Consider the following 16,450-nt stretch of genomic DNA (forward strand, 5'->3'; position numbering starts at 1 on the left):
TTCGGGTGACTGACACCGCCTCGCTGCTGCCGCCCGTCGAGCGCGGCACGACCCGGTTCGAGGCGATCCGCGACCGGGTCAGGGCTGACCCCGTGCTCCATCGCATGTCGGGCTGGCTCGCGCCCGCGCTGGTGACGCTGCTGGCGGCGATCCTGCGCATCGCGAACCTCTCGCATCCGCAGCAGATCATGTTCGACGAGACGTACTACGTCAAGGACGCGTGGTCGCTGTGGACACAGGGCTATGAGGCCGAGTGGGGCGACGGCGCCAACGAGGCCCTGCTGAAGGGGAACACCGACGCTCTGACCTCCCGCGGCAGCTTCGTCGTGCACCCGCCGCTGGGCAAATGGATCATCGCGCTCGGAATGGGCCTCTTCGGCCCCGGCTCGAGCTTCGGATGGCGCATCACCACCGCGCTGATCGGCACCTTCACGGTGCTCCTCGTGTTCCTCGTCGCGAAGGAGCTGACGAGGTCGGCGACCGTCGCGACGATCGCCGCCTCGCTCCTCGCGATCGACGGCCTGGGCATCGTGCTGAGCCGGATCGCCCTCCTCGACGCCAGCCTCACCTTCTTCGTCCTCCTGGGCGTGCTCTTCGTGCTCTACGATCGCCGGCGCGCCATCCCGCTGATCGAGCGCGGCGATCCCGAGGCGCCGGATCCGATGCTCGGGAGGCTGCTCGTGCGGCGCCCCTGGCTCATCGCCGCCGGCATCGCGCTCGGTGCCGCCTCGGCCGTGAAGTGGTCCGGGCTGTATGCGCTCGCCGGCCTCGGGATCTACGTGGTCGTGACCGATGCTCTCGCGCGGCGCCGCGCCAAGGTGATCCTCTGGCCCTCCGACGCGGCCTTCCGCCAGGGACCGATCTCCTTCCTCCTGCTCGTGCCCCCGGCGCTGCTGACCTATCTGGTGTGCTGGACCGGATGGCTCGTGACCTCAGGCGGCTACGACCGGAAGCTCGCCGGCAACCCGCTCGTCGCGCTCTGGCAGTACCACTCCGCGATGTACGGCTTCCACGTCGGCCTGCACTCCTCGCACCCCTATGCGAGCCCCGCCTGGCAATGGCCCTTCCTGCTGCGCCCCACCGCGATCTGGGTGGGCAACGAGCAGGGCGGCTGCGGCACCGGCCACTGTATCTCGGTGATCTCCTCCGTGCCGAACCCGCTGATCTGGTTCGGCGGCATGGCGGCCGCGGTCTATCTGCTCTACCGCGTGGTGCGGGCGCTGCTGCGGGGACGGTCGGTCGCCCCCGCGATGTCGGTGCCCCTGGTGGGCCTCGCGATCACCTACGTGCCCTGGCTGATCTACCCCGAGCGGACGATCTTCCAGTTCTACACGGTGGTGATGGTCCCCTTCGTGGTGATCGCGCTCGCCGTGGCGCTGAGAGAGCTCGCCGGCCGCCCCGACGCGCCGCTGCACCGCCGCAAGGCCGGCCAGCGCACCGTGGGGGTCTTCCTCGTGGTCGCCCTGCTCGTGTCGGCGTTCTTCTATCCGGTCTGGACCGGGATGAGCGTGCCCTACGAGTTCTGGCTGATCCACAACTGGCTGCCCGGCTGGATCTAGCCGCGCGTCTCGCCCCGCCCCGGCCCCCGCGCGATCAGCGAGAACATCAGCGGGAGGTCCGGGCTCCCCTCCGGGGGCACCCATCCGTCGTCTCCGGGCACCAGGCCGGGCAGCGCCTTCCAGGGGATCGATCGGTGCTCCCCGAAGGCCTCGATCGAGAGCCCCGCCCCGCGCACCGCGGTGAGGATCTCGGAGAGGTCGTGCGGCCACTGGTAGGTGACCCCGTTCTCCATCCGGTTCTCGCTCGCGTAGGTCGCGCCGTCGTCGAAGCGCCGCGGCTCCCCGGTCGCGAAGTACGGCTCGCCGACGACGAGCAGACCGTCGTCACGCCCGTCCTCCATCGCCGCCATCATCGGATGCCCGTCGTAGACGAGGAACACGCCTCCGGGCGCCAGCAGCCGGGCGATGCTCTGTGCCCAGGCATCCAGATCGCTCAACCAGACGAGCACGCCGACGGAGGTGAAGACCACGTCGAACCGCCGTCCGACCGCGTCGGGGACGTCCTCGTTGGCGCTCTGCAGGAACGTCGCGTTCGGTGTGCCGGCGCGCGCGGCGAGCGCCCGGGCCGCGGCGATCGCCGCGCCGGAGAGGTCGGTGCCGACGATGTCCGCCCCACGGCGCGCGAAGCTGATCGTGTCGAGCCCGATGTGGCACTGCTGATGCAGCATCGTCACGCCCTCGAACGATCCCCCGGGCACGAAGGGAGCGAGCAGTTCCGCCTCGACCCGGGCGGTGAGGGCCGCGGGATCATCCGCGAACGCCTCCGCGCCATAGGCGACGAGGTGGTCGGCGACGCGCTCGTCCCAGTTGCGCATGTTGGCGGCGACGTAGTCGTTCGGCATGTTCCCTCCTCGGGCAGCCCTCCACCGTCCCACGGCCCGCGCGCGAGCGTCAATCCCGTTCGTGCCAGGCTGCGCGCACGGCGCCGAGCGCCTGCTCGAGCGTGAGTCCGGCCGCAGCCGCGACGGCTGACCTCCGCGGAACGGTCGAGAGGCTCCGCACCTCCCGTCTACCATGGCCGGATGCCCGCACCACAGGGATTCGCCTACACCGTCCGCGGCGACGAGGTCGTCATCACCCACCATGGAGTGCGCGCGGGAACGCTGCGCGGGCGGCGCGCGGAGGAGTTTCTCGCGCAGGTGGAGTCCGGCGATGCCCAGCTGCTCATGGCACGCCTGACCGGCCAGTATCGGCACGGCAACGAGCGCGACGCCCGCCGCCATCCGCGCAACGCGGGCTGAGTCAGTCCGCCGACACCGCCGCGGTCTCGACGAGCGGGACCATCCGCCCGGACAGATGCGTGCGGAGCGCGATCGACGACGCGGTGCGCGCGACGCCCGGGACCAGCGCGATGCGGTCGAGCACGACCTGCAGGTGCTCGGCGTCGTGCGCGACGAGCCGCAGCTGCATGTCGCTCGCGCCGGTGACCGTGTACATGTCGACGATCTCCGGGATCGCGACTCCGAGGGCGACGGCGACCTGGTCGTGCCCGACCTTCTGATCGATCTCCACCTGGCAGAAGGCGGTGAGACCGTAGCCGAATCCGCGGGGGTCGACCCTCGGCACGATCCCCTCGATCACGCCGTTCTCGTGCAGCCGGGCGAGCCGGCTGGTGACGGTTCCCCGCGCGACGCCCAGCCTCCGCGCGCACTCCAGCACCGGCAGCTGGGGAGAGTCGGTCAGCAGCCGGATGAGCGCGGCGTCGAGGGCGTCGATCCGCATCAGGGCTCCTTGATCACGCCGGGCCGGGAGATCTCGCGGGTGAGGCCGGCGACGAGCACCAGCACCACGGTGAGACCGATCGTGAGCAGCAGCTGGGTGCGCGCGGCCTCGTTGAACATCGCGAGAACGGTGACCGCGAGCAGCAGGAGGAGCGCCACGATCGTGAGCCAAGGGAAGGCCCACATGCGCATCGGCAGGCTCTCCCCGGCGGCGTCCGCGCGGCGGCGCAGGATCAGCTGCGACACCGCGGTCGCGGTCCAGATCACGAGCAGGGTCGAGCCGACCACGTTCAGCAGCGCGGGCAGCACCTGCCCCGGCCAGATCCAGTTGAGCACCACGGTCACGAACCCGAAGGCCACCGAGGCGAGCACCGCGGCGCGCGGAACCCCGCCGACGCTCGTGCGGGTGAGGAAGAGGGGCGCGAGCCCGCGCTCCCCCAGGGAGAACGCCATCCGCGAGGCGCCGTAGATGTTCGCGTTCATCGCCGAGAGCAGCGCGACGATCACGATGAGGTCCATCACCAGGCTCACGCCCGGGATGTTCAGCGTGTCGAGCACCGCGGAGAACGGCCCCGCCCTCACGGCATCGGAGTTCCACGGCAGCACCGCGACGATCACGAAGATGGATCCGATGTAGAAGACCAGGATGCGCACCATCACCTCGCGCACGATGCGGCGGATGTTGCGCGAGGGGTCGTCCGACTCCGCCGCGGCGATCGCCACCACCTCGGTGCCCCCGAAAGCGAAGACGACGATCAGCAGGGCGCCGGCGATGCCCGCGATGCCGGTGGGCGCGAACCCGCCGTGCGCCACGAGGTTGCTCACGCCGACGGCGGGAGTGCCGGGGATGAGGCCGACGATCGCGCAGACCCCCACGACGAGGAAGGCGATGATCGCGGCGACCTTGATCGCCGCGAACCAGAACTCGAACCGGCCGTAGTTGCGCACGCCGAGCAGGTTGACGACCGTCAGGGCGACGACGAACAGGAGCACCCACACCCAATCAGGGACGCCGGGCGCCCAGTGGGCGACGATCCCGGCGGCGCCGGTCGCCTCGGCGGCGATGACCACGATGAGCTGGATCCAGTACAGCCATCCGACGGCGCTCCCCGCGCTGCGCCCCATCGCCTTCTGCGCGTACGAGCTGAACGCGCCGGAGCTCGGGTTCGCGGCGACCATCTCCGCGAGCATCGCCATCACGAGGACCACGATCGTTCCCGCGACCAGATAGGAGATGAGCACCGCAGGCCCCGCGATCCCGATCGCCTCTCCGGATCCGACGAAGAGCCCCGCTCCGATCGCCCCGCCCAGCCCCATCATCGAGATCTGACGCCGGGTCAGCCCGGGGTGCAGCCCCTTGGTCGTGGTCGTGGTCAGCGGCACCTCGGTCATGCGCGCACCTCCGCACGCGCGGCGGCGAGCGCCCTCGCGACGCGGTCGACGTCCTCGGCGGAGCCGGAGGAGATCCGCACGCCCTCCCCCGGGAAGGTGCGGGCGACCACGCCGCCCGCGTGCAACAGGTCGTCGAGCGCGGCAGACCGCTCCCCCGCCGGGACCCAGACGAAGTTCGCCTCGGACGCCACGGCGGGCCAGCCCGCGGCGACCAGGACCTCGTGCAGCCGGTCGCGCTCGGCGGCGACCTCGGCGATCCGCGCCGCCAGCTCGTCCTCCGCGTCGAGCGAGGCGACGGCGGCGGCCTGCGCCAGGTCGGTCACCCCGAACGGCACGGCGACCTTGCGCTGGTTGTCGGCGATCTCGGCCGGGGCGATCGCGTAGCCGATGCGCAGACCCGCCAGGCCGTAGGCCTTGGAGAACGTGTGCAGCACGGCGACGTGCGGGTAGCGGCGGAAGAGCTCGAGGCCGGCTCCCCGGTCGGGGTCGTCGAAGTACTCCGACCCGTCGAAGTGCACATAGGCCTCGTCGATCACCACGAGCACGTCGCGCGGCACTGCGTCCACGAAGCGCTCCAGCTCCTCCGGGCCGACGACCGTGCCGGTCGGGTTGTTCGGGTTGCAGACGAAGATCAGGCGCGTACGCGGGGTGATCGCCGCGAGCATCGCGTCGAGGTCGTGCCGGTGGTCGGCGTCGAGCGGCACCATCACCGGTGTCGCGCCCGCGATGCGCACCAGCGAGGGGTAGGCCTCGAACGAGCGCCAGGCGAACATCACCTCGTCGCCGTCCCCCGCGACGGCGTGGATCAGCTGCGCCGCGAGCTCGACCGAGCCGGCGCCGACCGTCACCCGCTGCGGGTCGACCCGATACCGCCCCGCGAGGCGCCCGATGATCTCCGGCGCATCCATCCGCGGATACCGGTGGATCGTTCCGAGCCGGTCCTGGATCGCCGCCATCACGGAGGGCAGCGGCGGATGCGGTGACTCGTTCGACGAGAGCTTCGAGGCGCCCGCGGGGGCCGAGCGCCCCTGCTTGTAGGCGGGGACGGAGTCGAGTCCGGGACGAGTGGGGAGAGTCATCGTCAGAGCATCCTTGCTGGTCTTCGTCGGCAGCGGCGCCGGGGTCACGTCACTGTAGGCACCGGCCGCCCTGCTGGGCAATACGTGCATCGCCGACTGCGCATGACGCACAGCATGCCCCGCTCTCGTCGCGTTCCGCTGTACAGACTGACCAGCGATCGACCCCGTGCTCAGCGCCGCGGCGAGAGCCCGCGGGGGTCGGCGGCCGGCAGGCGGCACACGAAGTCGCGGCAGTCGTAGACGACACCGTCGCGCGCGTCCTTCCCCTCGAAGAGACCGAGACCCGCGGCGGCGAGCGCACGGGCCTGCGCCGGCGTCACGACTGCGATGACATCGGCGTCCACGCCCCGCGCCGCGGCGACCAGCGGCGAGTCCGGATCCGAGGCGACCGCCACCACCTGCCGCGGCGGGACGGCGAGCCCGGCGGCGACCTGCAGCAGCGATCCGTAGGCGAAGGGATGGCGCAGCGCACGCTCTGCGAGCTCCTCGACCAGGCTCTCGGCGCGCCGCCGGTGCCCGTCGCCCGCGCCGAGACGCCAGGCCGTGAGGGAGGCCGCGGCGAGGGCGGCCGTGCCCGAGGGCAGGTCTCCGTCGCCCTCGTCACCGGCGACGGGAATGCCCTGCGCGGCGAGCACCGGATCGGCGTCCGCATCGGCGGCGAGCACTGCGAGGCCCTCCTCGGCCCAGGATGCGTCTCCGGTCGCGACCGCCAGCGCGAGCAGACCGTCGGCGAGCAGGCCCAGGTCGGCGCGCGTCGCCACCGCATCGGACGCGGTGCCGTCGAGCGACGACCGGACGAGCGCACCCCCGGCATCGCGGTTGACCGTGAGGACGCATCGAGCGGCCTCCTGCGCCGCGTCGATCCACTCCGGCTCCGCGAGGGCGGCGCCGGCCCGTGCGAGCGCGCCGATCGCGAGGCCGTTCCATCCCGTGATGACCTTTCCATCGACCGCCGGGACCTCCACCGATCCGCGATCCGCGAGCGGCAGCCGGTAGTACCCGCCCTCGCTGCGCTCCCCGGCGATCGTCGACTCGGAGTCCTGCGCGGCGCCGAACCCTCCCCCGGGCAGCCGGAGGACCCGGAGCAGGAATCCCGCGACGCCCCGCACGACGTCCTCCCTCCCCGCCTCCCGGGCGGCGTCGAGGAGCTGTGCGTTGTCGGTGAGCATGCGCTCGTAGTGCGGCACGGTCCAGTCGCGCTGCGTCGCGTAGCGGAAGAACCCGCCGTCGTCGTCGCACAACTCCGACCCGGCCATCGCGGCGATGGCGCGCTCTGCGGGCTCTCGCGGGCCGACCGCGAGCAGCAGCCGTAGAGTCGTCGCGACGGGGAACTTCGGCGCGCCTCCGAAGCCGCCGTACCGAGGATCCTCCCGCTCCGCGATGGCCGATGCCGCCTCGGCGAGCCGGTCCCGCGTCGGCAGCGCTCCGGCCGTCCGGGTCGCCGCGGCGGCCAGCGCCTGCGCGACAGTCCCGGCCTGCTCGTCCACCAGCCCCCGCCGGGCGGTCCACGCCTCGCGCACGGCGACGAGCACGTCGGTGAACGAGGGCATCCCTCCCCGGGCGACCGGCGGATAGTAGGTCCCGGCGTGGAACGCACGGCCGTCGGGCGTGGCGAACACGGTCAGAGGCCAGCCGAGGTTCTGCGTGAAGGCGGAGGCCGCGGCCAGATACGCGGCGTCGACGTCGGGATGCTCCTCGCGATCGACCTTCACGGCGACGAAGCCCTCGTCGATCCGCGCGGCGACCGACGGATCGGAGAACGACTCGCGCGCCATCACATGGCACCAATGGCAGGTGGAGTAGCCGATGCTGATGAGGATCGGGACATCGCGGCGCCGGGCCTCGTCGAAGGCCTCCTGCCCCCAGGGCCGCCAGTCCACGGGATTCCCGGCGTGGGCGCGCAGATAGGGGCTGCGCGTGTCCGCGAGACGGTTCATGTCTCCACGCTACGCCGCGCCCGGCGGACGGGGCCGGTCAGGACGCTGCGAGCTGCGCCCGGCGCGCGGACGCGTACCCGACCAGGGGGAGCGCGCGTTCGGCGGCGAGCGAGATCCGATCATGCAGCAGACCGGAGGCGACCTCGTAGTCGGCGAAGTCGCCGTCGCTCGCGTAGACGCCCACCGGGAGGGTGAGCGCCTGGAAGAACGCGAAGAGCGGACGCAGCTGATGCTCGATCATCAGCGCATGGCGCTCCCCGCCTCCGGTGGCGCTGAGCAGGACCGGCTTGCCGACCAGGGCGTACTGGTCGACGAAGTCGAAGAGGTGCTTGAACAGACCGGTGAACGACGCCCGGTACACCGGGCTGCCGACGATCAGCAGATCCGCCTCCTCGATGGCCCGCAGCTGCCGTTCGACGGCGTCGGGGAGCTGCTCCCTCCGCAGCGCGCCCGCGAGGTCCGGGCCGATGACGGCCAGCTCGATCAGGTCGACCTCGGCGTCGGAGCGCGCCGACACGGCTGCGGCGATCGCCCGCACCAGCGCCGTGGTCTTCGACGGCTCGTGCAGCGACCCGGAGACGGCGACGACGCGATGGGGAGCGCTCATCCCTCGACGGTATCGAGCATGACGCCCCGCGTCGCCGTCGGGCGACACGGGGCGTCATGGAGCGGAACGTCACGCGCCGAGCGCGCGACCGGTCACGCGGGTCAGTTGAGATCGTGGGGATGCGTCCCCACGCGGCCGGAGCCGTCGCCCGGGTCGATCGCCGTGATCGCCGCCATCTGCTCGTCGCTCAGCGAGAAGTCGAACAGATCCATGTTCTCGCGCAGGCGCTCGGCGCGCACCGACTTGGGGAACACGATGGTGCCGCGCTGCAGGTGCCAGCGCAGCACGACCTGCGCCGGGCTCTTGCCCGTCGCCTCGGCGGCCGCGGCGATCGCCGGGGCGCCGAACAGGTCGTACTTGCCCTGTCCGAGCGGACCCCAGGCCTCGATGAGCACACCGTGCGCATCGGCCCAGTCGGTCACGTCGCGCTGCTGGTAGGCGGGGTGCAGCTCGATCTGGTCGACGGCGGGGGTGACGCCGGTGGCGGCGACGATGTCCTCCAGCTGCGGCACGAGGAAGTTGGAGACGCCGATCGAGGTCGCCAGACCCCGCTCGCGGATGCCGATCAGCTTCTCCCAGGCGTGCACGTGGTTGTCGTGCGCGGGGGTCGGCCAGTGCACCAGGTAGAGGTCGACGCGATCGAGGCCGAGCTTCTCGAGGCTCTCGTCGATCGCGGCATCGGGCTCGTCGCCGTCGTGGCGGTCGTTCCACAGCTTCGTGGTGATGAACAGCTCGTCGCGAGGGATGCCGCTCTTCGCGATCGCGGCGCCGACGCCCTCCTCGTTGCCGTAGATCGCCGCGGTGTCGATGTGGCGGTATCCGATCTCGAGCGCTTCGCTGACCACGCGCTCGGTGTCGGCGGGGTCGACCTTGAAGACGCCGTAGCCGAGCTGGGGGATGGAGTGACCGTCGTTGAGTTCACGGGTGGGGATCGTCATGGCTCCAGCCTAGGACCGCCGCCCTCCGACGAGGGCCGGAGGGACGGCGGCTCAGCGGAACCGGCGCCCCTCGTCCCTGCGGAACAGCAGCAGTGCGAGGGCGAGGAACAGGGCCGTCCACAGCACGACGCCCGCCCAGGACCACCACGGCAGCTCGCCGCCCTGCACCGCCCAGATCACCAGCTCGCGCACCTGACGCGAGGGGAAGAACTTCGAGAGGGTGTCGAGCCACGGGGCGAAGAGCACCGGCGGGAGGAACAGGCCTCCGGCGAAGGCCAGGCCGAACATCACCACCTGCACCACTGCGATCGCCGCCTTCTGCGACATCGAGAACCCGATGCAGATGCCGATCAGCATGAACGGCAGGGCCCCCACCGCCACCGCGACCAGCCCCGCGAGCACCCGCCAGGGCGAGGCCTCGGCGGCGGTGAGCACGGCGCCGATCACCACGATCGGCAGCAGGGCGACGAAGCCCAGCGCCCCGGTGGAGAAGATGTGCGCGAGCACGCGCACGATCCCGGGCGCCGGAAGGGTGCGGAGGTAGGGATCCCATGGCTTCGCACGATTCTCGGCGATCGTGAGCCCGAACGAGAAGAGGCCGTTGGCCATCACGGCGAACACGCCCATCGAGATGATCGCCTGGGTCGCGAACTCGGGGCTGTCCGCGACGGTGCGATTCGGCACCACGAAGAACAGCAGGGCGAGCGAGGGGAAGGCGATGGTGCCGATCACCGCGATCGGCACCCGCAGCGTCTCGACGAGGTTGTAGCGGGAGTGGACGGCGGTCAGCGAGAGCACGCTCATCGTTCTGCTCCGTTCGGGAGGGGCGCCACGGGGCCGTCCGCAGCGGTGAGGGCGAGGAAGGCCTCCTCGAGGGTCGCTCCGCGCACGCCGAGGTCGTGGAACTCCAGACCGCTGCCCACGAGCCGGCGCACGAACGCGTCGGCGTCCGCGACCATCAGCGTGAGCTCGCCGTCCTGCTCGCGCGCCGCGGCGTCGCCGGCCAGGGCCGAGACGGCGGCGGCGTCGGACGCCTTCAGGGTCACTCGGGAGCGGGCGACGCGGCCGAGCACCCCTTGCAGGGAGTCGTCGGCGACGACACGCCCGCGGTCGACCACGACGACGCGCTGCGCGAGCGCCTCGATCTCCTCGAGGTAGTGGCTCGTGACCACGACCGTCGCGCCCTGCGCATGACGCTCTCTGATCGCGTCCCACAGCACCCTCCGCGCATCCACGTCGAGGCCCGTGGTCGGCTCGTCCAGGAGCACCAGCCGGGGGCGTCCGACGAACGCGAGCGCGACGCTGATGCGGCGCTTCTGCCCGCCGGAGAGGCCGCCTGTCTGCCGGCGGAGCAGGTCGCCGAATCCGAACTGCTCCGCGAGCTCCGCGGTGTCGACGCGATCGTCGAAGTGGCTGCCCACGAAGTCGAGCACCTCCCCCACCTGCAGCGTCTCGGGCAGTGCGGTCTCCTGCGGCGTGCAGCCGAGCCGCATCCGCGAGCGCGGCGATGCGGGGTCGCCGCCGAACAGGCGCACCGTGCCCGCCGTCGGACGGCGCAGCCCCTGCAGCAGGGTCAGCAGCGTCGACTTGCCGGCGCCGTTGGGGCCGAGCAGGCCGAGGATCTGCCCCTCGGGGATGTCGAGAGTCACGTCGTCGACGGCGACGAGGTCGCCGAACCGCCGCGTCACGTGGTCGAAGGTCGCGAGGGTCATGAGCCGCCTCCCAGCAGGCCGCGCAGCTGCGCGGTGTAGTCCTCGAAGGCGCGGCGCCCCTTCGTGGTCAGTGCGATGTAGGTCACCGGGGTGCGTCCCCGGTGCGTCTTCTCCACGGCGACGTAGTCCGCGTCCTCGAGCTTGCGGAGATGGGTGGACAGGTTGCCCGCCGTCATCTCCAGCACCTCCTGCAGCCGGGGGAACGCGATCTGGTCCTTGACGTCGAGCGTCGCGAGGGCGGCGACGATCCGCAGGCGCGCCTGCGCGTGGATGACCGGATCGAGATCGTCCATCAGCGCGCCCCCGCCGAGGCCACCCGGCGACCGGCGCGACGCACCCACCAGGCGCTCCAGGCCGCGACGATGAGGAACGCCCCGCCGCCGCCGAGCGCGTAGAGGAGATAGTGCGACGGCTGCGGGAGGAAGGCGCCCACCGCGGCGACGATCACCGACCAGACGCCGAGGACCATCATCGGATACGCGTGCCAGATGAGGCCGGACATCACGTACATGATCCCGGCAAAGAAGATGAACGCGCTCGGGTAGAAGACGCCGAGCGCCTGGGTCGGCATGCCGGCGCGCACCAGCGCCTGCCCGATGACCCCGATGGCGAGGCTCCCCAGCCACCACAGGTTGCCGTACACGATGCCGACGACAGCCGACTCCCGGGTGCCGCGCAGGCCGCGACCCGAGCGGATGCCCAGCACCGCGGAGACCGCACCGGCGGCGACGAGCAGGCCGGCGAAGGTCAGACCCGCGGCGACGCCGGGCGCCTCCCCGGGCCTCCCCAGCGCGTCCGCCCAGAGCACGAGGAAGCCGATCAGCCAGGCGAGGCCCCAGGCGGCGAGGATCCACGGCACGAACGCCGCCATCCGGCCGGTCACCGTCACCTGCTGGTCCTGCAGCAGCGCCAGCATCCGCTCCGGCGAGAGCGGTGCGTCTTCGTCATCGCGTTCCATAGTTAACTTTGTAATGCAAACTTGTTTGCAAGTCAACGCCGAGGCGCCGTCCGCTCCCCGCTCGTCGTACGATGGAGGGCTATGTCCGCGCCCGTGATCACGTACCCGCCCGAGCTGCCCGTCAGCGCCGCGCGCGACGAGATCGCCGCCGCGATCCGCGACCACCAGGTGGTCATCGTCGCCGGGGCGACCGGCTCGGGCAAGACCACCCAGCTCCCGAAGATCTGCCTCGAGCTGGGCCGGGAGCGCATCGCCCACACCCAGCCGCGCCGGCTCGCCGCGCGCACGATCGCGGAGCGCGTGGCGGAGGAGCTGCGCGTCGAGATGGGCGGCCTGGTCGGCTACAAGGTGCGGTTCACCGATCACGTGTCGGATGCGACACGCATCGCGCTCATGACCGACGGCATCCTGCTCAACGAGATCCACCGCGACCGTCTGCTGCGCCGCTACGACACGATCATCATCGACGAGGCGCACGAACGCTCACTCAACGTCGACTTCCTCATCGGCTACCTGCGGCGCATCCTCCCCGAACGCCCCGACCTCAAGGTGATCATCACCTCGGCGACGATCGATCCGGAGAGCTTCGCCGCCCATTTCGCGGAGCCCGACGGCACGCCGGCGCCGATCGTCGAGGTCTCCGGCCGCACCTATCCCGTCGAGGTCCGCTACCGACCGCTGACGGACGACGAGGAACAGAGCACCACGGCGACGCCGACGAGGCGTCCCGCGAGCACCGAGCCCGACGACGAGGTCTCGGCGATCGTCGCCGCGCTGCGCGAGCTCGACCGCGAGGCGCCCGGCGACGTGCTCGTCTTCCTCCCCGGCGAGGCGGAGATCCGCGACGCCGCAGAGGCCGTGCGGGGCGCCTACCGCTCGCAGACCGCCCCGGTCGAGGTGCTCCCCCTCTACGGCCGCCTCTCCGCGGCCGAGCAGCACCGCGTGTTCGAGAGATCGACGGTCGCGGGCCTCCGGCGCCGTGTGGTGCTCGCCACCAACGTCGCGGAGACGAGCCTCACGGTCCCGGGCATCAAGTACGTGATCGACACGGGCACCGCGCGCATCTCCCGGTACAGCAACCGTTCCAAGATCCAGCGGCTGCCCATCGAGCCCGTCTCCCAGGCATCGGCCGCTCAGCGCTCCGGTCGCGCCGGGCGCACCAGTGACGGGATCGCGATCCGCCTCTACGGCGAGGACGACTTCGAGAAGCGCCCGGAGTTCACCGAGCCCGAGATCTTGCGCACCTCGCTCGCCTCGGTCGTGCTGCAGATGCTGTCGCTCGGCTTCGGCGACATCTCCGAGTTCCCCTTCCTCACCCCGCCCGACTCCCGCGGCGTCAAGGCCGCCTTCGACCTGCTCACCGAGATCGGCGCTGTCGACCTCGGACGGGACGGGGCGCCGCGCCTCACCCGCATCGGCCGCGAGATCGGCCGGATGCCGATCGATCCCCGGTTCGCGCGGATGCTGCTCGAGAGCGTCCGCGCTGGCGTGTCGCAGGAGGTGCTCCCGATCGTCGCGGGCCTCTCGATCCAGGACGTGCGCGAGCGCCCGTCGGCGGACGCGCCGCAGGCCGTGCGTGACGAGGCGGACCGCATGCATGCCCGGTTCGCCGATCCGACGAGCGACTTCCTCGCCCTCCTCAACCTCTGGAACCACCTGCGCGAGCAGCAGCGCGAGCGCGGATCGAGCGCGTTCCGGCGCATGTGCCGTTCCGAGCACCTGAACTACGTCCGGGTGCGGGAGTGGTTCGACGTGCACCGCCAGCTGAAGACGCTGACCCGCTCGCTGAGTCCGTCTCGGGCCGGGGGCGGCGACGAGGCCTCACGCCCGGACCGGGCCGAGGGCGCGGCGTCCCGCGGAGCGGCTCCGCCCGCCGGGGAGACCGCACATCCGGCGGACGCGATCCATCGCGCGCTCCTCGCCGGGCTGCTCTCCCAGATCGGGGTGCTCGACGAGCGCACCGCAGCGAAGGGGCCGAACAAGACGCCGTCGAAGGAGCAGAAGCGCCGCATCGCCGAGTACCGCGGCGCCCGCGGCATCCGCTTCTCGATCTTCCCCGGCTCCGGTCTGCGCAAACGGTCGCCGCAGGCGGTGATGGCGGCCGAGATCGTCGAGACCTCCCGCACTTTCGCGCGCACGGTCGCCGCGATCGACCCCGCCTGGGCGGAGTCCCTCGCCGGAGACCTCGCCAAGAGGCAGGTGTCGGAGCCGCACTGGTCGAAGGATGCCGGAGCGGCGCTCGCCTACGAGAAGGTCACGCTGTTCGGCGTGGAGATCATCCCGCGCCGCCGCGTGCAGTTCGCCAGGGTCGACCGCGCCGGCTCGCGGGAGCTGTTCCTCCGCCACGCGCTGGTGGAGGGCGAGTGGGACCCCAGCCGGATCGACAAGAGGGTGAGCGCCTTCTGGCGGTCCAACGCCGAGCTGCGCCGTCGCCTCGAGAAGCTCGAGGAGCGCGAACGGCGCCGCGACATCCTCGCCGGCGACGAGGCGGTCTTCCGCTTCTACGACGAGCGCATCCCGGCGGACGTGTTCGACGTGCGCTCCTTCGAACGGTGGTGGCGCGAGGCGCTCGCACAGACGCCGAAGCTCCTCGTGATGCGGGAGAGCGACCTCGTCGACGCCGACGAGCGGTCCGACCAGGGCGAGTTCCCCACACGGTGGACGCAGGACGACCAGGTGCTCGGACTCGCCTACCGCTTCGAGCCCGGCGCGCCCGATGACGGCGTGAGCGTGGTGATCCCGCTCGCGCTGCTGCAGCAGGTGCGCGACACCGGCTTCGACTGGCAGGTGCCGGGCCTCCGCGCGGAGCTCGTGACGGCCATGCTGCGGGCGCTGCCCAAGGCGATCCGGCGTCACGTCGTTCCCGCGGCGGACTGGGCGGAGCGGTTCGGCGCGGAGCTCGCCGCCGAGGGTCCTGAGCACCACGCCGGCCTGCCGGCGCTCCCTCTCGCCGATGCGCTGGCGAAGCGCATCCAGCCGCTCGCCAACCAGCGGGTCTCGGCGTCGGACTTCGAGCTGGACCGCGTCCCTCCCCACCTGCGGATGAACTTCCGCGCCGTGGACGAGCGCGGCCGGGTCGCCGGCGCCGGACGCGACCTCGGAGAGCTCCAGGCCCGGCTGTCCGATCGCTCCCGTGCGAGCGTGTCCCGGTCGCTCTCCCCGTCCGCACCTCGCGACCGGAAGCCCGGCCGGGCGACCCCCGACGCGGTCGCGCAGGCGTCGGTACGCGGCCCGATCGAGCGCGACGGCCTGACCACCTGGGACTTCGGCGACCTTCCCGAGGTGCTGGACACCCGCGTGGCCGGGGGCGTCGTGCGGGGCTATCCGGCCCTCGTGGACGGGGGGAAGACCGTGTCGCTGCGGGTGGAGGCGACGGCGGAGGCGGCCGCGTCCGCGACCCGCGACGGCGTCCTCCGCCTCGTGCTGCTGAACGTGCCGTCGCCGGCGTCCTATGTGCAGGAGCATCTGACCGCGCCGGAGAAGCTCGCCCTCGCCGCCTCGCCCTACCCGAACGTCGCCACCCTCATCGAGGACTGCCGCGCCGCCGTGGCCCGCTCCCTCGTCGAACGGGAGGCGCCCGGCGGCCGGGTCCGCACCGAGGCGGGATTCCACCGCGTGCGCGACGCGGTCTCGGCGCAGCTCGTCGACGAGCTGTTCTCCTGTGTGTCGCTCGTCGCCCGCATCCTCACCCGGGCGAGGGACGTGGAGCGCGGCATCAAGCAGCAGAACTCGCTCGCGCTCCTCGCTCCGCTCAACGACGTGCGGTCGCAGCTCTCCGGGCTCGTGCATCCGGGCTTCGTGTCGACGACCGGTGCGGCGCAGCTCGCCCAGCTGCCCCGGTACCTCGACGGGATGGTCGAGCGGCTGCGCGTGCTCGGCGACGCCCCGGGCAAGGACCGCACCCGCATGACGGAGTTCGAGCGGATGGCGACGGCGTACGACGATGCGGGCGGCACGATCCCGCTCTCCCCCGGCGCCGCGCCGAGCCTCGTGGAGGTGCGCTGGCTGCTCGAGGAGTACCGTGTGAGCCTCTTCGCGCAGCGCCTCGGCACCGCGCAGCCCGTCTCGCCCCAGCGCATCGTGAAGGCCCTGTCCGCCCGCTGACCCGGGCCTTCCCGGGCCGGCGGCGCCTCGTGCCCGGCGCTCCGCGTCCCCGTGTTCCCGGTACCTTCCTGTCCGCCCGGTGCCTTCCTGTTCACCCGGCACCTTCCCGCCCGCCCGGTACCTTCCCGTCCACCCGGTACCTTCCCGCCCACCCGGCACCTTGCATGCGCTCGCAGCACACCGGGTCGACGAGAACACGCCGGGAGGATGGAGCCCGGCCCGGTTCCCGGCGGCAACCCTCCGGCGCCCCGCACGAGCCCGGTGCTCCGCGTCCCCGCGTTCACCCGGTACCTTCCCGCCCGCCCGGTACCTTGCATGCGCTCGCAACACACCGGGTCGACGAGAACACGCCGGGAGGATGGAGCCCGGCCCGCTTTCCCGGCGGCAACCTCCGGCGCCCCGCACGAGCCCGGTGCTCCGCGTCCCCGCGTTCACCCGGTACC

The 16,450-nt window shown here is 72.1% G+C and carries 14 protein-coding genes; 3 read left to right on the forward strand and 11 right to left on the reverse strand.

The window, feature by feature from the left end:
* Positions 1-5: 5 nt before the first annotated feature.
* Positions 6-1,559, forward strand: a complete 1,554-nt coding sequence (locus ABWO84_RS10765) for a dolichyl-phosphate-mannose--protein mannosyltransferase (protein WP_353114570.1) — start codon at positions 6-8, stop codon at positions 1,557-1,559.
* On the opposite strand, the gene ABWO84_RS10770 is transcribed toward ABWO84_RS10765, so the two are convergent.
* On the reverse strand, positions 1,556-2,401 hold the full coding sequence (locus ABWO84_RS10770) for a class I SAM-dependent methyltransferase (RefSeq protein ID WP_353114571.1): 846 nt from the start codon (positions 2,399-2,401) through the stop codon (positions 1,556-1,558). The two genes, ABWO84_RS10765 and ABWO84_RS10770, sit on opposite strands and share 4 nt — an antisense overlap.
* Before the next feature lie 180 nt (positions 2,402-2,581).
* Here ABWO84_RS10770 and ABWO84_RS10775 point away from each other — a divergent pair, with 180 nt between their 5' ends.
* Positions 2,582-2,800, forward strand: a complete 219-nt coding sequence (locus ABWO84_RS10775) for a hypothetical protein (RefSeq protein ID WP_353114572.1) — start codon at positions 2,582-2,584, stop codon at positions 2,798-2,800.
* A 1-nt stretch (position 2,801) separates the two neighbouring features.
* On the opposite strand, the gene ABWO84_RS10780 is transcribed toward ABWO84_RS10775, so the two are convergent.
* The 10 genes from ABWO84_RS10780 to ABWO84_RS10825 form a co-directional block, all read right to left on the reverse strand.
* The gene (locus ABWO84_RS10780; protein ID WP_353114573.1) at positions 2,802-3,281 is read right to left on the reverse strand and encodes an Lrp/AsnC family transcriptional regulator; all 480 of its coding nucleotides are present in this window, start codon (positions 3,279-3,281) and stop codon (positions 2,802-2,804) included.
* Positions 3,281-4,672 (reverse strand): amino acid permease, encoded by a 1,392-nt coding sequence (locus ABWO84_RS10785; RefSeq protein WP_353114575.1) that lies wholly within the window; start codon positions 4,670-4,672, stop codon positions 3,281-3,283. Before ABWO84_RS10785 ends, ABWO84_RS10780 begins: the two co-directional genes overlap by 1 nt.
* Positions 4,669-5,751 (reverse strand): histidinol-phosphate transaminase, encoded by a 1,083-nt coding sequence (gene hisC, locus ABWO84_RS10790; protein WP_353114576.1) that lies wholly within the window; start codon positions 5,749-5,751, stop codon positions 4,669-4,671. The genes ABWO84_RS10785 and hisC overlap by 4 nt, the downstream gene beginning before the upstream one ends.
* 170 nt (positions 5,752-5,921) lie before the next feature.
* Entirely contained in the window at positions 5,922-7,688 is a 1,767-nt protein-coding gene (locus ABWO84_RS10795) for a thioredoxin domain-containing protein (RefSeq protein WP_353114577.1), read from the reverse strand.
* A gap of 37 nt (positions 7,689-7,725) precedes the next feature.
* Positions 7,726-8,295: an FMN reductase gene (gene msuE / locus ABWO84_RS10800; RefSeq protein WP_353114578.1), complete on the reverse strand. Its 570-nt coding sequence runs from the start codon at positions 8,293-8,295 to the stop codon at positions 7,726-7,728.
* Between the two features lie 101 nt (positions 8,296-8,396).
* Complete coding sequence (locus tag ABWO84_RS10805) at positions 8,397-9,233, reverse strand: aldo/keto reductase (protein ID WP_353114579.1); 837 nt, start codon at positions 9,231-9,233, stop codon at positions 8,397-8,399.
* A gap of 51 nt (positions 9,234-9,284) precedes the next feature.
* Positions 9,285-10,037 carry an ABC transporter permease gene (locus ABWO84_RS10810; RefSeq protein WP_353114580.1) on the reverse strand — a complete coding sequence of 251 codons (753 nt, stop codon included), beginning with the start codon at positions 10,035-10,037 and terminating at the stop codon, positions 9,285-9,287.
* The gene (locus ABWO84_RS10815; RefSeq protein ID WP_353114581.1) at positions 10,034-10,945 is read right to left on the reverse strand and encodes an ABC transporter ATP-binding protein; all 912 of its coding nucleotides are present in this window, start codon (positions 10,943-10,945) and stop codon (positions 10,034-10,036) included. Before ABWO84_RS10815 ends, ABWO84_RS10810 begins: the two co-directional genes overlap by 4 nt.
* A complete protein-coding gene (locus ABWO84_RS10820) occupies positions 10,942-11,238 on the reverse strand; it encodes a transcriptional regulator (protein WP_353114582.1) in 297 nt (98 codons plus the stop codon). Before ABWO84_RS10820 ends, ABWO84_RS10815 begins: the two co-directional genes overlap by 4 nt.
* Positions 11,238-11,903 (reverse strand): hypothetical protein, encoded by a 666-nt coding sequence (locus tag ABWO84_RS10825; RefSeq protein WP_353114583.1) that lies wholly within the window; start codon positions 11,901-11,903, stop codon positions 11,238-11,240. Before ABWO84_RS10825 ends, ABWO84_RS10820 begins: the two co-directional genes overlap by 1 nt.
* 81 nt (positions 11,904-11,984) lie before the next feature.
* On the opposite strand from ABWO84_RS10825, the gene hrpA reads away from it, so the two are divergent.
* Positions 11,985-16,007, forward strand: coding sequence for an ATP-dependent RNA helicase HrpA (gene hrpA / locus ABWO84_RS10830; protein WP_502915409.1), 4,023 nt, complete (start codon positions 11,985-11,987; stop codon positions 16,005-16,007).
* Positions 16,008-16,450 lie beyond the last annotated feature (443 nt).

The sequence above is a fragment of the Microbacterium sp. genome (genome assembly GCF_040394595.1).
In the GTDB taxonomy this organism is placed as follows: domain Bacteria; phylum Actinomycetota; class Actinomycetes; order Actinomycetales; family Microbacteriaceae; genus Microbacterium.

Excerpts from the sequence above, each read along its gene's own strand:
- ABWO84_RS10770 (WP_353114571.1), bottom strand. The coding sequence starts at position 2,401 with ATGCCGAACGACTACGTCGCCGCCAACATGCGCAACTGGGACGAGCGC.
- ABWO84_RS10775 (WP_353114572.1), top strand. The coding sequence starts at position 2,582 with ATGCCCGCACCACAGGGATTCGCCTACACCGTCCGCGGCGACGAGGTC.
- ABWO84_RS10780 (WP_353114573.1), bottom strand. The coding sequence starts at position 3,281 with ATGCGGATCGACGCCCTCGACGCCGCGCTCATCCGGCTGCTGACCGAC.
- ABWO84_RS10785 (WP_353114575.1), bottom strand. The coding sequence starts at position 4,672 with ATGACCGAGGTGCCGCTGACCACGACCACGACCAAGGGGCTGCACCCC.
- hisC (WP_353114576.1), bottom strand. The coding sequence starts at position 5,751 with ATGACTCTCCCCACTCGTCCCGGACTCGACTCCGTCCCCGCCTACAAG.
- ABWO84_RS10795 (WP_353114577.1), bottom strand. The coding sequence starts at position 7,688 with ATGAACCGTCTCGCGGACACGCGCAGCCCCTATCTGCGCGCCCACGCC.
- msuE (WP_353114578.1), bottom strand. The coding sequence starts at position 8,295 with ATGAGCGCTCCCCATCGCGTCGTCGCCGTCTCCGGGTCGCTGCACGAG.
- ABWO84_RS10805 (WP_353114579.1), bottom strand. The coding sequence starts at position 9,233 with ATGACGATCCCCACCCGTGAACTCAACGACGGTCACTCCATCCCCCAG.
- ABWO84_RS10810 (WP_353114580.1), bottom strand. The coding sequence starts at position 10,037 with ATGAGCGTGCTCTCGCTGACCGCCGTCCACTCCCGCTACAACCTCGTC.
- ABWO84_RS10815 (WP_353114581.1), bottom strand. The coding sequence starts at position 10,945 with ATGACCCTCGCGACCTTCGACCACGTGACGCGGCGGTTCGGCGACCTC.
- ABWO84_RS10820 (WP_353114582.1), bottom strand. The coding sequence starts at position 11,238 with ATGGACGATCTCGATCCGGTCATCCACGCGCAGGCGCGCCTGCGGATC.
- ABWO84_RS10825 (WP_353114583.1), bottom strand. The coding sequence starts at position 11,903 with ATGGAACGCGATGACGAAGACGCACCGCTCTCGCCGGAGCGGATGCTG.
- hrpA (WP_502915409.1), top strand. The coding sequence starts at position 11,985 with ATGTCCGCGCCCGTGATCACGTACCCGCCCGAGCTGCCCGTCAGCGCC.